General features: G+C 56.1%; 19 protein-coding genes. 11 read left to right on the top strand and 8 right to left on the bottom strand.

Annotation, left to right across the window (positions count from 1 at the left end):
• Positions 1–25: 25 nt before the first annotated feature.
• The 3 genes from ACFPLB_RS12230 to ACFPLB_RS12220 are packed head-to-tail and all read right to left on the bottom strand — an operon-like array spanning position 26 to position 2,719.
• Entirely contained in the window at positions 26–901 is an 876-nt protein-coding gene (locus ACFPLB_RS12230) for an SDR family oxidoreductase (RefSeq protein ID WP_378229983.1), read from the bottom strand.
• A complete protein-coding gene (gene queG, locus ACFPLB_RS12225; RefSeq protein WP_378229981.1) occupies positions 898–2,046 on the bottom strand; it encodes a tRNA epoxyqueuosine(34) reductase QueG in 1,149 nt (382 codons plus the stop codon). Before queG ends, ACFPLB_RS12230 begins: the two co-directional genes overlap by 4 nt.
• A complete protein-coding gene (locus ACFPLB_RS12220) occupies positions 2,027–2,719 on the bottom strand; it encodes a glutathione S-transferase family protein (protein ID WP_378229980.1) in 693 nt (230 codons plus the stop codon). The genes queG and ACFPLB_RS12220 overlap by 20 nt, the downstream gene beginning before the upstream one ends.
• A 143-nt stretch (positions 2,720–2,862) precedes the next feature.
• Between ACFPLB_RS12220 and ACFPLB_RS12215 the strand changes: the two genes are divergently transcribed.
• Complete coding sequence (locus ACFPLB_RS12215) at positions 2,863–3,801, top strand: undecaprenyl-diphosphate phosphatase (protein WP_378229978.1); 939 nt, start codon at positions 2,863–2,865, stop codon at positions 3,799–3,801.
• Positions 3,802–3,911: 110 nt separating this feature from the next.
• Here the strand turns inward: ACFPLB_RS12215 and ACFPLB_RS12210 are convergent, their stop codons facing one another.
• Positions 3,912–4,886: a complex I NDUFA9 subunit family protein gene (locus ACFPLB_RS12210; RefSeq protein WP_378229976.1), complete on the bottom strand. Its 975-nt coding sequence runs from the start codon at positions 4,884–4,886 to the stop codon at positions 3,912–3,914.
• A 224-nt stretch (positions 4,887–5,110) separates the two neighbouring features.
• On the opposite strand from ACFPLB_RS12210, the gene ACFPLB_RS12205 reads away from it, so the two are divergent.
• From ACFPLB_RS12205 to ACFPLB_RS12195, 3 genes are all read left to right on the top strand, one after another.
• Positions 5,111–5,818, top strand: a complete 708-nt coding sequence (locus ACFPLB_RS12205) for an SDR family NAD(P)-dependent oxidoreductase (RefSeq protein WP_378229974.1) — start codon at positions 5,111–5,113, stop codon at positions 5,816–5,818.
• Positions 5,819–5,981: 163 nt separating this feature from the next.
• Complete coding sequence (locus tag ACFPLB_RS12200; RefSeq protein WP_378229972.1) at positions 5,982–7,442, top strand: MFS transporter; 1,461 nt, start codon at positions 5,982–5,984, stop codon at positions 7,440–7,442.
• Positions 7,443–7,493: 51 nt separating this feature from the next.
• A complete protein-coding gene (locus ACFPLB_RS12195) occupies positions 7,494–8,645 on the top strand; it encodes a M20 aminoacylase family protein (RefSeq protein WP_378229970.1) in 1,152 nt (383 codons plus the stop codon).
• A gap of 101 nt (positions 8,646–8,746) precedes the next feature.
• On the opposite strand, the gene ACFPLB_RS12190 is transcribed toward ACFPLB_RS12195, so the two are convergent.
• Entirely contained in the window at positions 8,747–9,457 is a 711-nt protein-coding gene (locus ACFPLB_RS12190) for a phosphoribosylaminoimidazolesuccinocarboxamide synthase (protein ID WP_378229968.1), read from the bottom strand.
• A 58-nt stretch (positions 9,458–9,515) separates the two neighbouring features.
• Positions 9,516–11,078, bottom strand: a complete 1,563-nt coding sequence (gene guaA, locus ACFPLB_RS12185; RefSeq protein WP_378229966.1) for a glutamine-hydrolyzing GMP synthase — start codon at positions 11,076–11,078, stop codon at positions 9,516–9,518.
• 298 nt (positions 11,079–11,376) lie between these two features.
• Between guaA and ACFPLB_RS12180 the strand changes: the two genes are divergently transcribed.
• The 7 genes from ACFPLB_RS12180 to ACFPLB_RS12150 all read left to right on the top strand — a co-directional run bounded on the left by ACFPLB_RS12180 (position 11,377) and on the right by ACFPLB_RS12150 (position 18,931).
• Complete coding sequence (locus ACFPLB_RS12180) at positions 11,377–12,777, top strand: MATE family efflux transporter (protein WP_378229964.1); 1,401 nt, start codon at positions 11,377–11,379, stop codon at positions 12,775–12,777.
• 52 nt (positions 12,778–12,829) lie between these two features.
• Entirely contained in the window at positions 12,830–14,134 is a 1,305-nt protein-coding gene (gene pncB / locus ACFPLB_RS12175; protein ID WP_378229962.1) for a nicotinate phosphoribosyltransferase, read from the top strand.
• Positions 14,135–14,327: 193 nt separating this feature from the next.
• On the top strand, positions 14,328–15,632 hold the full coding sequence (locus tag ACFPLB_RS12170) for an ABC transporter substrate-binding protein (protein ID WP_378229960.1): 1,305 nt from the start codon (positions 14,328–14,330) through the stop codon (positions 15,630–15,632).
• A 32-nt stretch (positions 15,633–15,664) separates the two neighbouring features.
• Positions 15,665–16,546 (top strand): branched-chain amino acid ABC transporter permease, encoded by an 882-nt coding sequence (locus ACFPLB_RS12165; protein WP_378229958.1) that lies wholly within the window; start codon positions 15,665–15,667, stop codon positions 16,544–16,546.
• Complete coding sequence (locus ACFPLB_RS12160) at positions 16,543–17,505, top strand: branched-chain amino acid ABC transporter permease (RefSeq protein ID WP_378229956.1); 963 nt, start codon at positions 16,543–16,545, stop codon at positions 17,503–17,505. Before ACFPLB_RS12165 ends, ACFPLB_RS12160 begins: the two co-directional genes overlap by 4 nt.
• A complete protein-coding gene (locus tag ACFPLB_RS12155) occupies positions 17,502–18,227 on the top strand; it encodes an ABC transporter ATP-binding protein (protein ID WP_378229954.1) in 726 nt (241 codons plus the stop codon). Before ACFPLB_RS12160 ends, ACFPLB_RS12155 begins: the two co-directional genes overlap by 4 nt.
• On the top strand, positions 18,224–18,931 hold the full coding sequence (locus ACFPLB_RS12150; RefSeq protein ID WP_378229952.1) for an ABC transporter ATP-binding protein: 708 nt from the start codon (positions 18,224–18,226) through the stop codon (positions 18,929–18,931). The genes ACFPLB_RS12155 and ACFPLB_RS12150 overlap by 4 nt, the downstream gene beginning before the upstream one ends.
• A 9-nt stretch (positions 18,932–18,940) precedes the next feature.
• On the opposite strand, the gene ACFPLB_RS12145 is transcribed toward ACFPLB_RS12150, so the two are convergent.
• Together ACFPLB_RS12145 and pncA are read right to left on the bottom strand one after the other, a co-directional pair.
• Positions 18,941–20,353, bottom strand: a complete 1,413-nt coding sequence (locus tag ACFPLB_RS12145) for a sodium:proton antiporter (protein ID WP_378229950.1) — start codon at positions 20,351–20,353, stop codon at positions 18,941–18,943.
• A 57-nt stretch (positions 20,354–20,410) separates the two neighbouring features.
• On the bottom strand, positions 20,411–21,010 hold the full coding sequence (gene pncA / locus ACFPLB_RS12140; RefSeq protein WP_378229948.1) for a bifunctional nicotinamidase/pyrazinamidase: 600 nt from the start codon (positions 21,008–21,010) through the stop codon (positions 20,411–20,413).
• Positions 21,011–21,116: the final 106 nt, after the last annotated feature.

Genomic DNA, 21,116 nt, shown 5'->3' with positions numbered 1-21,116 from the left:
CATGATCAAGGCAGATATTCAGGTTTTATGTTTCCCGGTTGGCTTGCGCCCACAGAGCATCAAGTCCCGCACGATAGTTGGAAAAACGCAAAAAATAGCCTGCCTCCTTCAAGGCCAGATTGGCAACGCGCTTGTTTTCCTCATAAAAAGAACGGGCCATGGCCGACATTTTGGCCTCTTCAAATGCAATTGGCGGTGGCGGTTCAACCCCCATTAACCGGGCAGCATAGGTCACCACATCCTGCAATGGCGCCGGTTCATCATCGCTGACATTTAAAACGCCACCTTGCCCGCGTTCAGCCAGATGCAACAGCGCTCCGGCAATATCGGCAACATGAATACGATTAAACACTTGTCCCGGCTTGACAATATGTCTGGCCGTTCCATCCCGCAGACTGACAAGATTGTTGCGACCGGGGCCATAGATCCCGGCCAGCCGCAGCACAGCAACCGGACAGCCCAGTGCCTCACCGCATTCCAGCCATTGCCGTTCTGCCGCAAGGCGCCATCTGGAACGGGCGGAAAGCGGCTGACAGGGCGTTTGCTCATCCACCCATGCGCCATCATGGTCGCCGTAAACACCCACGGTGGAAAGATAGGCAATCCAGCGCAAGGCCGGCATTTTACCGGCAATCACGGCTCGCGCTGCATTCAAAAACACATCGCCCATTTCATCCGGGGCCGCGCTGATCACAAGATGGGTGGTTGTGGCAAGTGCCCGCCAAATTTCCGGTGTTAGATGGCCCTCAAACAGCAAAGGGAAAATACCGGCATCGCGCAACAGATCAAATTTTGTAGCAGAGCGTGTGGTGCCGAAAACAGCCACCTCTTTCGGACATATTCCAGCAAACGCACGCGCGCTATAGCCTGCACCAAACAGGAAAACCTGCTCCATGCTCATGGATTTGGCTCCAATGCCTGTTGCCATTCGGCACAGATGTCCGAATCTTTTTCCTCCGGCAAAGCCATTTGCGCCAATGCGGCAAACTCAGCCTGTGGCAACAATCTCGACAGCGCCCAGATGGCGGCGCCGCGCACCAGCACAGAAGGATCCTGCAGCAGACCACGAAGCGACACACTTAAAGCTGCCTCACCGGAATTTCCCGCGGCAATCGCCACATTGCGGATAAAGCGATCCCGGCCAATGCGCTTGACCGGCGAGCCTGAAAAAAAGCTGCGAAAGCCTGCATCATCCAGTTGCAAAAGATCTTCCAGCTTCGGCTCGCGCAAATCCTCACGTGCCGCCAGCTTTGCTTCAGACGCCGTTTGCGCAAATTTGTTCCACGGACAGGCGGCAAGGCAATCGTCACAGCCATAGATACGGTTGCCGATGGCTGCGCGAAACTCCTGAGAGATCGGCCCCTTGTTTTCGATGGTCAGATAGGAAATGCAACGGCGCGCATCGAGCCTGTAGGGGGAAGGAAAAGCATTGGTCGGGCAGGCATCGAGACAGGCCCGGCAAGAGCCGCAACGATCAACCTCGGGCGTGTCCGGCTCCAGCTCGGCGGTGGTAAAGATCGAGCCAAGAAACAGCCATGAGCCATGACTGCGGCTGACCAGATTGGTGTGCTTGCCCTGCCAGCCAAGCCCGGCCGCTTGCGCCAGCGGCTTTTCCATCACCGGTGCGGTATCAACAAACACTTTTACATCGCCCCCGGCCCGCGCCACAATCTTGCCGGCAATTTCCTTCAGCCGCCCCTTCATCACATCATGATAGTCACGATTGCGAGCATAAACGGAAATGGCGGCCCGGTCGCGAAGGGAAAGCAGGTCGCGCGGATCGTGATCCGGCCCATAATTCATCGCCAGAACGATGATGGAACGGACATCCGGCCACAAGACACTCGGCTTTGCCCGCCGCTCGAATGTTTCCTCCATCCAGCCCATGGAGCCATGAAAACGGTCAGCCACAAATTGCGCCAGCCGCTCCGGTGCCTTGGGGATCGAATGAGGTGAGGTAATGGCAACCAGATCAAACCCGGCGCGTACAGCTTCTGCGTCGATCAGCGCCCGTAATTTTGCGGGGTCAGAAGTCAAGGTCCGCATAATGTGACACCGGAGCCAGCCCGCGCACACGGTCGGCCAGAAGCGGGCGGAAAGAGGGGCGGGATTTGACACGCATATACCAGTCGCGTGCGGCTGCATTGTCGCGCCAGTCGATTTCGCCCATATAATCAAGCACCGAGAAACTGGCGGCAGCGGCAAGATCGGCATAGGTGATGCGCCCACCGGCCAGCCAATGGCGGGTGCCCGCCAGCCAGTTGGTGTATTTCAGATGCTGGCGGATATTGGCGCGAGCGGCTCGAATGGCGGTCGAATCAGGCGAGCCGCCACCGGCTGCATTCGGCATCAGGGGCTTCAACACACGCTCACGCACCAGATGACGGGTCACTTCATTCTCGGTCTTGACCAGATACCAGTCGATCAACCGCCTGATTTCAGCCCGGTCCATCAAGTTTTCAGCAAACAGGCGACGGTCGCGCTTGAGAACACCGCGCGTCTCGTCCAGATATTCGGAAATGACAGTGGCTCCCACAATCGGCACATCACCTTCAGCCAGCAAAACCGGCAATGTGCCAGCCGGATTGAGCGTCAAAAACTCTTTGCGGCGTAACCAGGGCTGCTCCTCAATCAAGGCCAGTTCTTCCCCATATTCGCCGAAAACAATCCGGACAAAACGGCAGGCCGCAGACAATGGATGATGAAAAAGCGTCAGCATGGGGTCCATGGATTACAAAAGCACAATAGCGGGTCAACGCCTGCACCGGGATTTTTGACAGCCCGCACCAACAAACTGTCAAGATTTGCGAGCTATAGGGTCAGAACGCCTTCCTGACAAGCAACCGGGGATAATCAGCCGACATGGAAAACCAGACAATCATCGGGGCCATATTGCTTGGCCTGCTGGAAGGCCTGACCGAATTTATTCCCGTTTCCTCCACCGGCCATATTCTGCTTGCCGGTCATTTCCTCGGCTTTGAATCAACCGGCAAAGCCTTTGAGGTGCTGATCCAGCTTGGCGCAATTCTTGCCGTTTTATCGGTCTATGCCAGCCGTTTTCTCGACTTCATGAAGCGCCGCGACAGGCTGCATGTCATCAGCGAAGTGATTGTCGGCGTCATCGCCTCACTGGTCTGGATGGGCGGCTGTATCTTTGAATTCATGTCAGCCATGATCCGCCGCAAGCGGCCAAATCTGTTTGTTGCGCCACAGCTTCCCAATGATGCGACCATACGGGTGCTGGTCGGCCTTGCCATCGGCTTTTTACCTGCCGCCATCATCGGCGTTCTGGCGCATGGCTTCATCAAATCCGTGCTGTTTGAAACGCCAAAGCTGATCTGTATCATGTTGATTCTTGGCGGCTTCATCTTGCTCTGGATTGACCGGCTGGACCTCAAGCCGAAATATCATGAGGTGAGCCAGTTTCCCCTGCCGCTTTATCTCAAGATCGGGTTTTTCCAGTGTCTGGCCATGATTCCGGGCACATCGCGCTCCGGCGCCACCATTGTGGGCGGGCTTTTGATGGGGGTCGACAAGCGGGCAGCGGCCGAATTTTCATTCTTCCTTGCCATGCCGACCATGCTTGGCGCTTTCACGCTTGACCTGTTGAAGAACTGGAGCGCGTTGTCGGCCTCCGACCTTCACATCATTGCAATCGGCTTTGTGGCGGCCTTCATCGCCGCCGTTGTGGTTGTGCGCAGCCTGCTTGGCTATGTCAGCCGCCACGGCTATGCGCTGTTTGGCTGGTGGCGACTGATTGTCGGCAGCGTTGGTCTGGCCGCGCTCTTCATCCTCGGCTGATCAGATTTTAGAGCATTTCTTGTTTTTACGAAAACGGACAAAATGCTCTAAGCTTTTGTTTATACGCATGATCTTATCCGAAAAGTCTGCAACTTTTCTAAGATCATGCTTCAGGCCGTCTGCCGGCGCTGAAACTGGCCAGCAGCGCGGAAGCGCCACAGATAGCTTGGCAGAATGGTTGCCATCGACTGCGCCTCAATCCCCAGACCGGCAAGTGTGCGCCCTTCGGCCTCTGCTTCACTTGAGACCACATTATCCGAACGCAACTGCACCACCTGATCCGTGGTCAGCAAGGGCTTGGGCAAAAGACCAAGGAAGCTTGCGGCAAGTTTTGAAGCCCACCATGGCAGCGGCACAAGCAGGCGCTGGCGCTGCGTAATAGCCAGCATTTCTTCAAGACATTGGCGGAAACTGGCCACAACCGGTCCGCCAAGCTCATAAATACGACCGGCAAGGGCCGCATTATCAATTGTGCGCACGACAGCTTCCGCCACATCATCGACATAGACCGGCTGGAATTTTGTTTCACCACCGCCAATCAGCGGCAGGGCCGGAACGTAACGGGCCATAGCCGCAAAGCGATTGAAGAACGCATCCTCAGGCCCGAAAATAATTGAAGGGCGAAAGATCGTTGCCTGAGGCAAGGTTTCCAGAACCGCTTTTTCGCCACGCGCCTTGGAGCGGGAATAGGCGGAAGCCGACTGCAAATCCACGCCAAGCGCCGACATATGGGTCAGGCGCGCGCCTGCGGCACGTGCAGCTTCTGCTATGGCGCGCGCCCCGAATTCATGAACAGAACCGAATTTCTGACGTCCGCTTTCCGAAAGGATGCCGACGAGATTGATGACATGATCGGCACCTGCCACCGCACGATCAACAGATTTGCGGGAGCGCAGATTGGCCTGCACAGTCTGGATCTGCCCGACATTGCCAAGCGGCTGAAGATGACCGGCAAGACCCGGACGCCGGCAGGCCACCTTGATGCGGTATCCACGTCTGGCCAGCGCCCGCACAATATGGCGGCCGACAAAACCTGATCCACCAAAAACAACCACAAGTTGGGGGGTTTGCAGAATTTCTGTCATCACTGGCTCCGGCTGTCTGCTCCGGCTTTTCCAGAGCGTGGCTGAACCCGCTTCATAGTCGGTTTCACACTTAAGGCAAAGTCTGTTCGACACGGCAATGAACATTATCCATTGCTGCCATGCGAAAAGGCAAGGCTGCATTATCGAAATAGCATTTGAGTGATCGCATAAAACAAGCCACGCTAAGGGGATGTATTAACGGGCGAGGGAAAGAGTGATCATTGATGACGGGATCATTTGAAGGCAAGCATATCGTCGTAACCGGCGGAACAGGTGCGCTGGGTAGCGTGGTCGTTGGCAGGCTGATCAATATGGGCGCCATATGCCATGTGCCCAACACCCATGCAGAACCACCACCCAATTTTCCATATGCCCAGCACCCCAATGTAAAGCTCAGCCACAATATCTATCTGGCGGACGCCAAGACAGTGGATGCCTTTTATGCCGAGCTTCCCGAATTATGGGCGTCTGTTCACCTTGCTGGCGGCTTTAGCGCCGCTCCCATTGAAAAGACCGAAGCCGCTTCTTTTGAAGAGCTTCTTGAAACCAATGTGCATACCAGCTTTTTCTGTTGCCGGGCCGCCGTGCGCCACATGAAGGCCTCCGGCAAAGGCGGGCGCATCGTTAATGTTGCGGCAAAACCGGGCCTCAACCCGCGGCGCGGATCGGGCATGGTGGCTTATACCACCAGCAAGGCGGCTGTTGCCGCCATGACCGTTGTGCTGGCCGAAGAAATCAAGACCAGCAATATTCTGGTCAATGCAATTGCCCCATCCACGCTTGACACACCGGCCAACAGGGCGGCCATGCCCAATGCCGATTTCAGCAAATGGGTGAGCCTTGAAACGGTTGCCGCCACAATCGCCTATCTGGTGGCCCCCGCCAATGAAGCCATGAGCGGCGCACTTATCCCCATTTACGGGCAGTCCTGATCTTTCCTTCATAGCCACACACAAAAAAGAAAAAGCCCGCATTTTTGCGGGCTTTTTTATATTTGAGACGCAATCTTGAGCATTTTGTGAGTACAGATGGAATCATCTGTACTCACAAAATGCTCTAAGCTCATAGTCACTCACTCAACTCAGGGCGGCACCAATGAATACACAAGCTGCGGCAGCTTACCAAGGCAATGACAAACTCCTTTTCGGCATCATCCTGGGCGTTTTAGCCTTCTGGCTGTTTGCCCAGACGACGCTGAACATTTCACCGCTGATGGCCCATGATCTGGGCATCGAACAATCGCTGATGAACATCGCCGTCTCCATTACCGCGCTGTTTTCCGGCATCTTTGTCGTTGTCATGGGCGGGCTGGCCGACCGCTTTGGCCGGGTCCGTGTCGTGCAATGGGGCTTTGTGTTTTCAATCGCAGGCTCGCTTCTGGTCGCGCTGGCGCCCACAGGGTCGATGGGTTCGACCTTCCTGATGCTGGGCCGCATCTGTCAGGGTCTTTCCGGGGCCTTCATCATGCCCGCCTCGCTGGCGCTGGTCAAAGAGTACTGGGATGGAGCAGGCCGACAGCGCGCGGTATCCCTGTGGTCGATGGGCTCCTGGGGCGGCTCCGGCTTTGCAGCCCTGTTTGGCGGCCTGATGGCGCAAAATCTTGGCTGGCGTTCGATCTTCTTTGCCGCCGCCGCCATCTCGCTGATTGGCCTTTTGATGGTACGCGGCACCCCTGAAAGTCGCGCCGAAGCCAAGGCTGGCTACAAATTCGATCTTGACGGCGTCATCACCTTCATGATCGCCATGGTCGCGTTGCAGATTTTTGCCACGCAAGGCGCCTCATTTGGCTGGGGTAGCTGGCAGACGCTTGGCCTGCTGGTGGCCGCCATTGTCTTTGGCGTTATTTTCTTTCGCATCGAAAGCGGCAATTCCAATGCGTTCGTCAATTTCGGCCTATTCCGCAACATGACCTATACCGGGGCCACGATCTCAAATTTCCTGCTCAACGGCGTTGCCGGTATTCTGATCGTGTCGATGACATTGTTGCAGCTTGGCGGCAATATGGACGCCCAGCAGACTGGATTGCTGACACTGGGCTATGCCATCGCCATCGTCGCCTTCATCCGCGTCGGTGAAAAACTGCTGCAACGCTTCGGCCCGCGCAAGCCGATGATCTGGGGCTCACTGATTGTGGGTGTCTCGATCCTGCTTTTGATGCAGAGCCACATGATGCTGGACGCCTACAAGATCCTCGCCATTCTTGCCTATACGCTGTTTGGCCTTGGCCTTGCCTTTTACGCCACGCCCTCGACGGATGCGGCGCTATCCAACCTGCCCTCCGATCAGGCAGGCTCCGGGTCCGGCATCTACAAGATGGCCTCGTCGCTTGGCGCTTCCTTTGGCGTTGCCATTTCGGCTGCCGTTTTCACAGCACTTTCAAACGACAACAGTTCGGTCGCCTGGATCGAAGGCGTCATTTCTTATGTCGGACGCCAGGACAATCTCGCGGTTCGTGAGGCTGCGTTCTTTGCGCTTGCTGTCAATCTGCTGATGGTGGTGGCCGCTATCGTTTCGATCATGGTCACTGTGCCCAAAGGAAAGCCCGGCGACAAATAAAGACAAAAACATATATCATTTCAAAACCGGCTGCGAAGAAAGGATATTTCCATGAACGCGATCGTCAATAAACTTGACCGGGCCAGCATGAAGGAATGGTTCGAGCATATGCATCGCTCTCCCGAATTGTCGATGCAGGAAGAAAAGACGGCTCAATATATTGCCGGGATCGTCAGGGACCTTGGCTATGAGGTTGAGGAAGGCGTCGGCAAGCATGGCATTGTCGCATCGCTGAAAGCAGGCAATGGCAATGGCGCCATCGGGCTGCGCGCTGATTTCGACGCTCTGCCGATCGAGGAGATCAACACCCTGCCCTATAAATCGGGCGTTACAGGCGTTGCGCATCTTTGCGGCCATGATGGCCACACCACCATGCTGCTGGGGGCCGCAAAATATCTGGCCGAAACCAGGAACTTCAACGGCACTGTGCGCCTGATCTTCCAGCCGGGCGAAGAGACCATGCAGGGCGGCCCGGCCATGATCGAGGACGGGCTGTTTGAACGCTTTCCGGTTGATGCGGTATTTGGCATGCACAACATGCCGGGACTGGAGCTTGGCAAGCTTTATTTCACGCCCGGCGACGTGATGGCCGCCGTTGACAATTGGGAAGTGGAAATCACCGGCAAGGGCGGACATGGCGCCATGCCGGAATTGTCGATTGACCCGGTCGTAGCCGGTTCATCGCTGGTGATGGCCTTGCAGACCATCGTGGCGCGCAATGTCAGCCCCGCCAACCGCGCTGTCGTCACTGTCGGCGCCTTTCTGGCAGGCAATGCCGGCAATGTGATTGCCCATAGCGCGATCCTGCGGCTGTCGATCCGCACCACCACACCCGAAGATCGCGCCATGGTGCTCAACAATGTCCGCCGTCTGATCTCAAGTCAGGCCGAATCTTTTGGATGCACCTTCAAAATTCGCGAAGGCGTGCCGGGGGCCGTGCTGGTCAATGACGCTGCTGAAACCGAAAAAGTCGCCGAGATCGCCCGTCATACCTTCGGCGATGATGAGGTCATTTATCCCGGCCCGACCTATCTTGGCTCTGAAGATTTTGCCTTCATGCTCCAGAAGAAAAAGGGAGCCTACTGCTTCCTCGGCAATGGCGACACAAAAATGGTCCACCACCCCGAATTCATCTTCAATCAGGGCATATTGCCCATCGGAGCAGCCTATTGGGTGGCGCTGACGGAAGGCTATTTGCGCTAAAACCTGTCTCCCGAACTTAAGAACCAGTTTCGGGATAAAGACATGCGTAAAAACAAAGGCTGAAAGCGGGTCGCATGAATCTGAAAGAAAAGCGACCCGCTCTAGCGGATCAGTCTTGCATAGACAGTTCCATGATCCAGCACTGTGCCCGTGTCATCCATGACCCGCATTGCATCGGCGGAGATTTCATCGATGACCACGATCTCACCGTCAACAAGTCCGATTTCAATCTTCATGTCGATCAGTGTCAGGCCCTTGTTGCGCAGATCGGCTTCAACAATGCGGCACACATGGCGGGTAATGGTCTTGGCCTGCTCAAGGTGGCTCGGCTTGAGAAGGCCAAGGGCAATGATCGTATCGTCATTGATGAGGGGATCGCCGCGCTCATCGTCCTTGACCGTGACTTCGACGAGATAGGCAAGGTCTTGCCCGGTGTCTTGAATATATTTCTGGTAACGGCGGATGAAGCTGCCCCATGGACGGGTACGGCAGACAAATTCAAAGCCGCCTGAACCGCTGACATCCTTGCCCAGTGGCTCGGCGCGCCGGACCTCCATTGCGCCCTTCTCAAGATCGACATGCACAAGATGAGTGGGGATGCCGGCAGCGTGAAGACATTTGAAGAAATAGTCCGTCATGGCCAGAGATTTGTTGCCCTTGCCTTCAACCTTGCCGATGACACTATTGGCGCCGGGGTCGATTACGCCGTCTGCGCCAGTAACGTCATCCTTGAAGACAAGAAAAATATTGCCATTCGGCAGGGCGAACAGGTCTTTTGTCTTGCCGGAATAGATCTTTTTACTGGTATTCATTGGCTTGCTCGCTGATGCCTGCCGGAGGCAGAGGCAGTAGGGTCAGAACTCTTGCAACTTATTCCCACTCGATGGTGCCGGGGGGCTTGGAGGTGACATCATAGACAACCCGGTTGATGCCGCGCACCTCATTGATGATGCGGGTGGCGGTGTTGCCAAGGAAGCTCATGTCGTAATGGTAAAAATCTGCGGTCATGCCATCTACCGAGGTGACGGCGCGTAGCGCACAGACAAATTCATAAGTGCGGTTATCGCCCATCACACCCACCGTCTGCACAGGCAGCAGCACGGCAAAAGCCTGCCAGATCGTATCATAAAGGCCCGCTTTACGAATTTCATCCAGATAGATGGCGTCCGCCTCGCGCAAAATATCCAGTTTTTCGCGGGTCACGCCGCCGGGGCAGCGAATGGCAAGGCCCGGCCCCGGGAAAGGATGGCGGCCAATAAAACTTTCCGGCAGACCCAGTTCCTTGCCAAGCACACGCACCTCGTCCTTGAATAATTCACGCAGCGGCTCGACGAGCTGCATGTTCATGCGCTCTGGCAGGCCGCCAACATTGTGATGCGACTTGATGGTGACGGAAGGGCCTCCGGTAAAGGAGACGCTTTCAATGACATCGGGATAGAGCGTTCCTTGAGCAAGAAAATCTGCGCCGCCGAGCTTTTTTGCCTCTTCCTCGAAAACCTCGATGAACAGACGGCCAATGGTCTTGCGCTTGGTTTCAGGGTCGCTCTCGCCTTCCAGCGCCGAAATGAATCGGTCGGCAGCATCGACCCGGATCAGCCGCAGATTGTAATGCTCGTGGAACATGGCCACGACATTATCGGCCTCATTCTTGCGCATCAGCCCATGATCGACAAGGATGCAGGTAAGCTGCTCACCCACGGCTTCATGCACCAGCAAGGCTGCAACCGACGAATCGACACCGCCCGAAAGCGCACAGATCACCTTTTTATCGCCCACCTGCTGGCGGATTGCCTCCACCGCCTGCTGGCGATAGGCCGACATGGTCCACTCACCTTGCAGGCCGACAATATTGCGCACAAAATTGGCAAGCAGGCGTGCACCATCGGGCGTGTGAACCACTTCCGGGTGAAACTGGACGGCATAAAAATGCCGTTTCTCATCAGCGATCGCCGCAAAAGGCGCACCACGCGAAGTGCCCACAACCTGAAACCCTTCAGGCAAAGCAGTCACCCGGTCGCCATGGCTCATCCACACCTGATGGCGGGTGCCCTTGGCCCAGACACCCTCAAACAGGGCGCAGTCAGCTTGGATTTCCAGAAAGGCGCGGCCAAATTCGCGCTCATGCCCGGCCTCGACCTGACCGCCAAGCTGCGCGCACATGGTCTGCTCACCATAACAGATGCCAAGCACCGGAATGCCGGCTTCAAAAATTTTCTGCGGGGCGCGCGGGCTGCCAATTTCGATGGCGGAATGGGGGCTGCCGGAAAGAATCACACCTTTGGGCGCCATCCGGGTAAAGGCTTCCTCTGCCGATTGGAAAGGGGCAATTTCGCAATAGGCGCCAGCCTCGCGAACCCGCCTTGCAATCAGTTGCGTGACCTGGCTGCCGAAATCAATGATGAGGATAGTGTCGGAGTGCTGCATCTTCGTCATGTCGGGCCTTTAAAGAAGAATGTTTGCTGACGCAATGGGCGTCGTATCCTGCAGGAGGCATTGCCGCGACTGGTCGTGGCAGTTCGTTGCTTATCGCAAAGCCTGAGCGTCCATGCAATTGCGCAAAATGTGTTTGCCAAAGCCATTAAGACCGGGTCTTTTTTTGAAGCAGCCCGTCAAGGCCTTGCCATATGCTCATGTTGCAGGCAAAAGACTAAGGCGATTGGGGAACATTCTTTCCGCAATCCTTGTGTGGCTTCCGGACATGTCTCCGATGCGCCGCGATCGGAAGAAATACATGTCCACCATCAAAGCGGATGCAGGCGCATCCGGGCATCTGTGGCGTGAGGAATTCAAGGCAACGCTGTCGCTTGCCTGGCCTTTGGTACTGACCAATCTTGCGCAAACAGCCATGACCGCCACCGACGTCATGGTCCTTGGCCGGGTCGGGCCTTCCACACTGGCTGCCAGCGCATTGGGGGCCAATCTTTATATGGCGCCGCTTGTTTTCGGGCTTGGCCTCATGCTGGCCACAGTGCCGATGATGGCGCGTGAAGTCGGGCGGCGGCGCAATTCGGTGCGGGATCTGCGCCGCACTGTGCGACAGGGCTTATGGGTGGCTGTCCTGATAGCCCTGCCGATCTGGGTTCTGCTGTGGAATGGCGAAAGCATCTTGCTGGCCATGGGACAGGAACCAGCCCTTGCGGCTGAGGCGGGGCGCTATCTGCGCGCCTTGCAATGGGGGTTGCTGCCGTTTTTCCTTTATGTGGTGCTGCGTTCCTTTGTTGCGTCTCTAGAGCGACCCGGCTGGGCCACAGTGACGGCTTTTGCTGCTGTGGCCATCAATCTTGTCGGCAATCTGGTGCTGGTCTTTGGCTATTTCGGTTTTCCCAGATTTGGCATCGTCGGCTCAGGAATTGCCACCTCAACCGCCAATTTCATCATGTTTATCGGCATGGTGCTGGTGGTGATGCTGGATCGTCGGTTTCGGCGCTATCGCCTGTTTGGCCGTTTCTGGCGGCCAGACTGGCAACGGCTGCGCCAGCTTTTGTGGCTTGGCCTGCCGATTGCAACCATGATGGCATTTGAAGTGACGCTGTTTAATGCAGCCGCCTTCATGATGGGCCTGATTGGCGCTTCATCACTGGCTGCCTATGCGGTGGTCATCCAGCTCTGCTCCATCAGCTTCATGGTGCCGCAGGGAATCAATCAGGCGGCGACGGTACGTGTCGGCATCGCCTATGGCGCACATGACCGGCAGGCGATTGCGCGGGCCGGCTGGACCTCATTTGCCTTGGGCGTCGGGTTTATGGCCTGCTCCGCCTCGGCAATGATGCTGTTGCCACGTACCTTGCTTGGTGGTTTCATTGATGTCACCAGCCCGGCAAATGCCGAAGTGGTGCAATTGTCGATCGGCTTTCTTGCGGTGGCGGCCCTGTTCCAGATTGTCGATGGCGCACAGGCGGTTATGGCGGGCGTACTACGTGGCCTGCATGATACGACCTTGCCGATGATTTATGCAGCAATCGGCTATTGGGGCATTGGAATGCCACTTGGTATTGTGCTGGCTTTTCATCTGGGCTTCGATGGGCGCGGCGTCTGGATGGGCCTGTCAGCAGGGTTGGCGTCTGTAGCGGTGCTGCTTCTGGCGCGCTGGTTGCGGCGGGAGCGGCTTGCCGCTTTCCGTGCCATGCCCTAAAGCATGTCGAGATATTCTTTCCACCGGAAGCCAGGGGAAAAGCTTCAGGAACATGACCAAAACCGATATTGCACGGCGCGTCTATAATCATACATGGAAACTTGATCCGATCGTGCGCAGTCTGCTCGATACGGATTTCTACAAGCTTTTGATGTTGCAGATGATCTGGGGCATGTACCCAAAGGTCGATGCCACTTTCACACTCATCAACCGGACCACCTTGGTGCGGCTGGCCGATGAGATTGATGAAGGGGCGCTGCGTGAACAGCTTGACCATGCGCGAACCTTGCGCTTTTCCAAAAAGGAAATGATCTGGTTGGGCGGCAACACTTTTTATGGCCGCAAGCAGATATTCGAGCCGGAATTTCTTGCCTGGCTGGAGGATTTCAAGCTTCCTGAATACCATCTGGAAAAACGCGACGGGCAATATGAGTTAAGCTTTCCAGGGCCCTGGATGCACACCACCATGTGGGAAATTCCGGCGCTGGCGATCATCAATGAATTGCGCTCGCGCGCCGCCTTGCGCGACTATGGTCCTTTTGCGCTGGATGTGCTTTACGCCCGCGCCAAGGCCAAGATGTGGACCAAGACCGAGCTGCTCAAGCAGCTTCCCGACATCAATATTTCCGACTTCGGCACCCGCCGCCGCCATTCCTTTTTGTGGCAGCGCTGGTGCGTGGAGGCGCTCAAGGAAGGCATTGGCGAGGCTTTTACCGGCACCTCCAATGTCAAGCTGGCGATGGACACCGACCTTGAGGCCGTGGGCACCAATGCCCATGAACTGCCCATGGTTCTGGCCGCGCTGGCAGAAAATGACAGCGAATTGATGCAGGCCCCTTACCGGGTGTTGCGCGATTGGCAGCGTTACTATGGCGGCAATCTTTTGATCGTGCTGCCCGATGCTTTTGGCACAGCTGCTTTTTTGCGTGATGCGCCCGACTGGGTGGCCGACTGGACCGGCTTTCGGCCAGACAGCGCACCACCCATTGAAGGCGGCGAGCGCATCATTTCATGGTGGCATCAAAAAGGTCATGATCCACGTCAGAAGATGTTGATCTTTTCCGATGGTCTGGAAGCTGAAACCATTCGTGAGACCTATCAGCATTTTCATGGTCGCGTGCGCATGGCCTTTGGCTGGGGCACCAATCTGACCAATGATTTTGAAGGCTGCGCGCCAGTGCCCACCGACCGGCTGAACCCGATTTCACTGGTGTGCAAGCCAACGCAAGCCAATGGTCGCCCTGTGGTCAAGCTTTCCGACAACCCGGCAAAAGCCACTGGCGACAAGGATGAAATCCAGCGTTACATCCAGCTTTTCGGCAATGATGAGCGCGTCGAGCAATTGGTGAAAGTGTGATCTTTTTTTAGAGCATTTTGTCTGTTTCTCTGGAAATGGACAAAATGCTCTGGATCTTACTTTAGTAACGCCCAATAAACGGCCCGATAAACGGATTATAACCTGTCAAGCCAAGCCTTGTCTTGCAACGCTCCTTCTTTGATGATTTAGCTTGGCCCGCCTTTTTCCTCATGCCAGAACAGGATAGTTTCTCATGACCGATCGGAAAGCCCTTCCCGCCACCGGACAGGCCGCGCTCACCCGCCGCACCGCCCTGAAAGGCATGGCGGCTGCAGGCGGCCTGATAACAGCGCCGGGCTTTGTGCGCTATGCACAGGCGCAAAGCTCAGCGCCGATCCGCATCGGTTTTCAATGTCACCGCACCGGCATCGGGGCTGCCTATGGCCGCTGGTATGAACGCACCACCACTGCTGCCGTCAAACGCATCAATGAAGCAGGTGGCATCAATGGCCGCCCGGTTGAAATCATCACCGAAGATGATGGCACAGATGCCGGACGCGGCGCTGAAGTGGTGGCCAAATTTGCCAATCAGCACAAGACCGACATTGTTTACGGCACTTTGTTTTCCCATGTGGTGACAGGCTCGGCGCCAACCGCGGGAGAGTTGAAAATCCCCTATTATGTGGTCAGCGAAGGGTATCATGTGGCATCGGGCCAGCTTAATCGCTGGTGCCTGCAACCCGGCATTGCCGATGTGCGCGCCCAGGTGACCGCCATGGCGCCGTGGATTGCTGCCAATGCCGGCAAGAAAGTCGCCATGATCTACCCCGATTATGCTTTCGGCTATGATCATCGCGATTATCTGCCACCGGCGCTGGAAAAAGCCGGAGCCGAGGTGGTGGCAAAAATTGCCATTCCGCCGACCGAAAGCTCTTTTACCCGGTATTTCCCGCAGATCCCTTCCAATATTGACCTGCTCTATCACGTCATGGTCGGGCCTTCCGTGCTGACCTTCGTCAAGGAACTGGGCGAGTTTTATGGCTCCAGCGGGCCAAAACAGTTTGGCTTCATCGATTCTCTGGAAGCGGTCGATTTCAACAATCCCGGCCTTGATTTTCTGGAAGGCAGCCATTTCTGGGAAGGTGCGCCGCGCTATGCGCAACCCAATGACAGCGAGGCGATGAAGATCTATCGGGCCGCGGTCGGCATTGATGACAATGGCGCATCGGTCGATGACCCCAAGGATGTTTCAACCGCTGGCCATATGTTTGGCTGCTGGGAGACGCTTTACGTCATCAAACAGGCCATGGAGGCTTGCAACTATCGCGGACCGGAAGACCGCCAGAAGCTGGTCGAGGCAACTGAAGCCATAACCACAATGGCCGAAGGACCTGAACATCCGCAAGGCGACAAGCTGTTTGACGGCAAGCTCCATCAGGTGTTCAGCCATCAATATATTTCAAAGCTGGAAAATGGCCGTCTTGATGTGGTGCACAAGACGGCTATTGAAGACAGCCTTTACGAACCGGAAGCCGACTATACAAAGCAGTCGTTCTGATATCTGAAAACCTTGCTGGCAGATAGAACACCATGAGTTTTGGGCCGCATCTGCTGCTGGCGGTGCTGGAAGGGCTTGTTGCTTCGGCGGTGCTGGCCCTGACAGCGCTTGGCCTGTCGCTGGTGTTCGGGGTCATGCGTGTGGTCAATGTGGCTCATGGCGAATTGTTCATGCTGGGCGCGGTGCTGGCATGGGCGATCACGACGGCCATTGGTGGCAGTCCGGCACTTGGCTTTGCCGCAGCCCTTGTCATTGCGCCATTGATTGTGGGAGCCGTAGCGCTCCTGGCAGAGCGACTGGTGCTGCGGCGGCTGGATTATGACCCCGAAGCGACCATCGTCGCCACGATTGGCCTGCTTTATATCCTCCAGCAGCTTGCGCTCAGTTTCTATGGGGCAGATGCGCGCCCCGTGCCGCCACCTTATAATTTCCGCATTGCGCTGCCCTGGTTTGGCTATTCCGCCTATAAATTATCGATCATTGGTATCTCTGCACTGATATTAACGCTGTCATGGCTGATTTTGACGCGAACACGGGCAGGCCTCATCATGCGCGCCACCCAATATGATCGCCAAACCGCGCAGGCTTTCGGCATTCCGGTCGGGCGTGTTTATGGTGTTGTTTTTGCCATTGGGGCGATGCTGGCGGCGATTGCGGCAGTATTGATCGTGCCGATCAGTCAGGCGCATTATCTGATGGGGCAAGACCCGTTGCTGCTTTCATTTGCCGTCGTCATCATCGGCGGGCTTGGCTCCTTACGCGGCACGGTGGTGGCAGCCCTGCTGATCGGCAGTTCAGATGGCGTCATTTCCATGTTCTTTTCGCCGACTCTCGCCCGACTGATCGCCACTCTGGTGGTTGCCATGGTGCTGGTGTTTCGCCCGCAAGGCCTGTTCGGCAAGGTCTCACGATGAGCACAGCCGCCAAATCATATGGGCTTCATGTCATCGTGGTTATGGTGCTGGTTGCGCTGAATTTTCTGCTGCCCGCCTATCATCACGGGCTGATGGCGCGCATTCTGGTGCTGGCCACTTTTGCCATGGGCTATAATCTCACCTTCGGCTATGGCGGACTTTTGTCGCTTGGCCATGCCATGTTCTTTGCAGCCGGGCTGTATGGCGCAGGCTTGAGCCTCCATCATTGGGGTTTTGGGGTGCCGGAAGCCTTTCTCTTGGCTCTTGGCTGCGGAGCGGCACTGGCGCTTTGTGTCGGCCTGCTGGCGCTGCGCACCACGGGCGTTGCCTTCATGATTGTGACACTGATGTTTGCGCAGGCCTGCCACCTTGCCATCATCTATTTTTCTGCTTTCACCGGCGGCGATCAGGGACTGGCGCTCAAACCTCAGCAACGCCGTATTGAAACCGGATTTGGCGTGCTCGACCTGACCAACCCGACAACGCGTTATCTGCTGGCGCTGGCACTGTTTGCCATCGTGCTTTTTGCCCTGCTTTTTTGGGTGCGCACCGGTTCTGGCCGGGTGCTGGTGGCAATCCGTGAAAATGAAGAACGCACCCAAATGCTGGGCTATGACACTTTTGCCAACCGATTGGCGGCACTGGTGTTATCGGGCACAATATGCGCTGGCGCCGGTGCTGCCTATGGCCTGTTATTTGGTTATGTGGGGGCCAATTTTGCCTCGGTGCAATATTCCATCCTGCCGCTTTTATGGGTGTTGCTGGGCGGAACGGCAACCGTGCTTGGGCCGCTCATCGGCACTGTTTTCATGTATTATGTGGTCGATATCGCCAGCGGCTACACTGCCGCCTATATGCTGGTGGTGGGGGTCGTGCTCATCTTGCTGGTGCTGTTTTTCCGCAAAGGGCTTTTGGGCACGCTGCGGGAACGCTGGCTCTGGCTGCGGTGGCTGCCATGAAGCCACTCTTGGAAACCCGGAAACTGACGCGCAATTTTGGTGGCTTGCGAGCCGTTGATCAGATTGATTTTTCGCTGATGCCGGGTGAAATCCACGCCCTTATCGGCCCCAACGGGGCTGGAAAAAGCACTTTCGTCAATCTTGTCTGCGGGCGGATTGCGCCCTCTTCGGGGGCCATTTTCTTTGATGGCAAAGACATCACCACCCTGCCCGCCCATAAGCGTGTAAGGCTGGGCATTGCCTATACATTCCAGATTACCAGTGTCTATGCGCAACTGAGCGTTTTCGACAATGTGGCGCTGGCCGTGCAGCGCACATTGGCTGACGGCCGGGGGGAAGGCCATATAGGCACCGGGGTGATGGAGGTGCTGGAGCGGGTCGGGCTGACAAATCACGCCTCTGTTGCCGCCGGCCAACTGGCTTATGGCCATCAGCGCCTGCTGGAAGTGGCCATGGGGCTGGCGCTCAAGCCGCGCCTCATCATACTGGATGAGCCGACACAAGGATTAAGTGACGGCGAGATCGACAATTTCAACACTCTGATGGCTGAAATTGCTGCAAGCGCCACCGTGCTGCTGATCGAGCATAATATGGATGTGGTCATGCAGCTTGCCCACCGCATCACCGTGCTGGAGGCTGGCAAAATGCTGGCGCAAGGTTCACCCGAAGAGATCCGCGCCAATGAGGCTGTGCAGCGCGCCTATCTGGGAACAGGGATATGAGTGACCTGTTGAGCATTTCCGGCCTTGATTGCTTTTACGGGCAGGCACAGGTGCTGCATGGGCTCAACCTCATCCTTACCAGGGGAGAGGTCTTGTGCCTGATGGGGCGCAATGGTGCGGGCAAGACAACCACGCTCAAGGCAATCATGGGACTGGTCAGAGCGCGTGCCGGTTCGGTGCGCATGAATGGCACGGAACTGACAGCCCTTGCGGCCCATGAAGTGCCCCGATATGGCATCGGCTATGTGCCACAGGGGCGGCATCTGTTTGCCGAAATGACGGTTTACGAAAATCTCGAAATCGGCCTTTATGCCAGGGCTGGCGGAGCAAGGGTTGTCGAGAATGTGCTCGACCTTTTTCCGCTGTTGCGTGAAAGATTGAAGCAGCAATCAGGCACACTTTCCGGCGGCGAACAGCAAATGCTGGCCATGGCAAGAGCGCTTTGCCTTGAGCCGGAAATTCTGCTGCTTGATGAACCCGGCGAAGGGTTGATGCCATCAATGATTGCTAAAATTCACGAGATCATTGTGACCTTGCGCCAGCGCGGGGTTTCAACCTTGCTGGTCGAGCAGCGGGCCGAGACGGTTCTGGCGCTGGCCGATCGTGTCAGTTTTATTGAAAATGGCCGCCACCGCGAAACGGTGACGGTTCCTGATTTGAAGGCGGACCCATCGCCGTTCCGGCGCTATGTCGGAATCGGCTAGAGCATTTTATCAGCCAAAGAAGATAAAACTCGACAGCACAAAAAGCGGCAACAGCACAATGCCGGACCACAGCATATAGCCAAAGAAACTTGGCATGCGCACACCTTGATTGCGGGCAATAGCATAGACCATGAAATTGGGCGCATTGCCGATATAGGTGTTGGCTCCCATGAATACCGCACCGGCTGAAATCGCCGCCAGCGTTCTGGCAAATGTGGTCATCAATTCCTGCGGATTACCGCCTGCCAGTTCAAAAAACACCAGATAGGTCGGTGCATTGTCGAGGAAGGAGGTCAACAGGCCGGTCATCCAGAAATAGGCCAGATCGTTTGGCCCGCCAGACGCATTTGTCACCAGCGCAACAAGCGGAGCCAGCGCACCATCCATACCAGCACGCAGAATAGCGACCACCGGCACAATGCAGATGAAGATTGCCACAAACAGTTTTGCTACTTCAAGGATCGGTCCCCAGTTGAAGCCATTGGCGGAGCGATACTTTTTCGGTGAAACGAGCAGCGATATGAAAGCAAGTGCTGCGATGATGATGTCGCGCACCAGATTTTGCAATTCGATATGCACCCCTTGAATGGTGAACTCCACGCCCGGCTTCCAGGCTGCCGACATCAAAATTGCACCAATCACACCACCCAGCAATGGAAGGTTGATCAGGCCAAGGACACGCACTTTTGAGGCTGGTGTCGGGTCCTTGATTGCGGGAAGTGTTTTTTCACGCCGGTAGAGAATGGTGTCCATGATGAAGAAAATGGCCAGCACGATACCGCCGACAAACAGTGTGTCAGGCAGCAAATGGATCGTTGTCCAGAAAAAATCAACGCCTCGCAGGAAGCCAATAAAGAGCGGGGGGTCGCCCAGCGGGGTCAGCGATCCGCCGATATTGGAAACAAGAAAGATGAAAAACACCACCACATGGGCATTGAAGGGCCGGTTGTCATTGGCGCGGATGATGGGACGAATCAGAACCATTGAAGCGCCTGTGGTGCCGATGACCGAGGCAAGAATTGCCCCCACCAGGAGCAGGCTGGAATTAAACAGCGGCGTGCCTTGAATATTACCGGAAACCAGAATGCCGCCCGAGATCGTAAACAGCGCAAACAACAGGATGATGAAAGACATATATTCCAAAAGCAAAGCATGCAGCACCGCCTCGCTTGCGGCGGGAATGCCGTAAAAGGCGGCCAGTGGTGCAATGACCAGCACAGACCACAGGATAGCGATCTTGCCGTAATGATGTTCCCAGACATGGGAAAACAGCAGCGGCCCGGTAGCAATGCACAATAACAATCCGACAAAGGGCAGCGCCCACCACAGTGACATGTCTGCACCGGGCAACGCTTCGGCAGCAAGAGCGGGGCTTGCGCCAAACCCTGCCACGGCAAGTGTGGCTAGTCGCAATAGTGCCATGTTGACCCGTTTTCCTGTCTGACTATGTGCATGTGTGGCCGCTGATGGTCTGCAATATCAGCCCAAAATGACACCTGCCTCACGCATCTGGCTGGTCATGGCGTCGAGCGAGCCGTCAAGATCAATACCACGGCTGGCGTCCAGCCGTACGCTGACACCAAAGCCAAGCTTTATGGCATCCAGTGCGGAATAGACGACACAAAAATCGGTCGCAAGACCTGCAAGGGTAATATTTGAAATGCCGCGCTCGCGCAGATAACCGGCAAGCCCGGTCGGCGTTGTGCGGTCATTTTCAAAAAAGGCGGAATAGCTGTCAATGTTGCGGTGGTAGCCCTTGCGGATGACCAGTTCGGCCTTCTCCCAGACAAGGTCGGGATGAAAATCGGCTCCATGGCTGCCCTGAACGCAATGATCGGGCCACAATGTCTGCTCGCCATATGGCATGGTCAGGCTCTGATAGGCTTTACGCCCCGGATGGCTGGAAGCAAAGCTGGAATGTCCGGCAGGGTGCCAGTCCTGCGTCATGATGACGTGATCGCTATCGCTGATCAGTTGATTGATCAGCGGGATGATTTCATTGCCGCCCGAAACAGCCAGCGCCCCTCCGGGGCAGAAATCATTTTGAAGATCAATGACGACAAACGCTGTCGCGGCCATGTTGTCTCCTCCAAACAGGGGAAATTGATAAAAAGCATAGCATGCAAGGATCACCACCCCCGTCAACTGCAATCACTTGTGGTTTTCCGTTATTATAGGAAACGGC

The sequence above is a fragment of the Aquamicrobium segne genome, assembly GCF_042656785.1.
GTDB classification, from domain to species: domain Bacteria; phylum Pseudomonadota; class Alphaproteobacteria; order Rhizobiales; family Rhizobiaceae; genus Mesorhizobium; species Mesorhizobium segne.
This window is presented reverse-complemented; position numbering and strand designations above follow the sequence as displayed.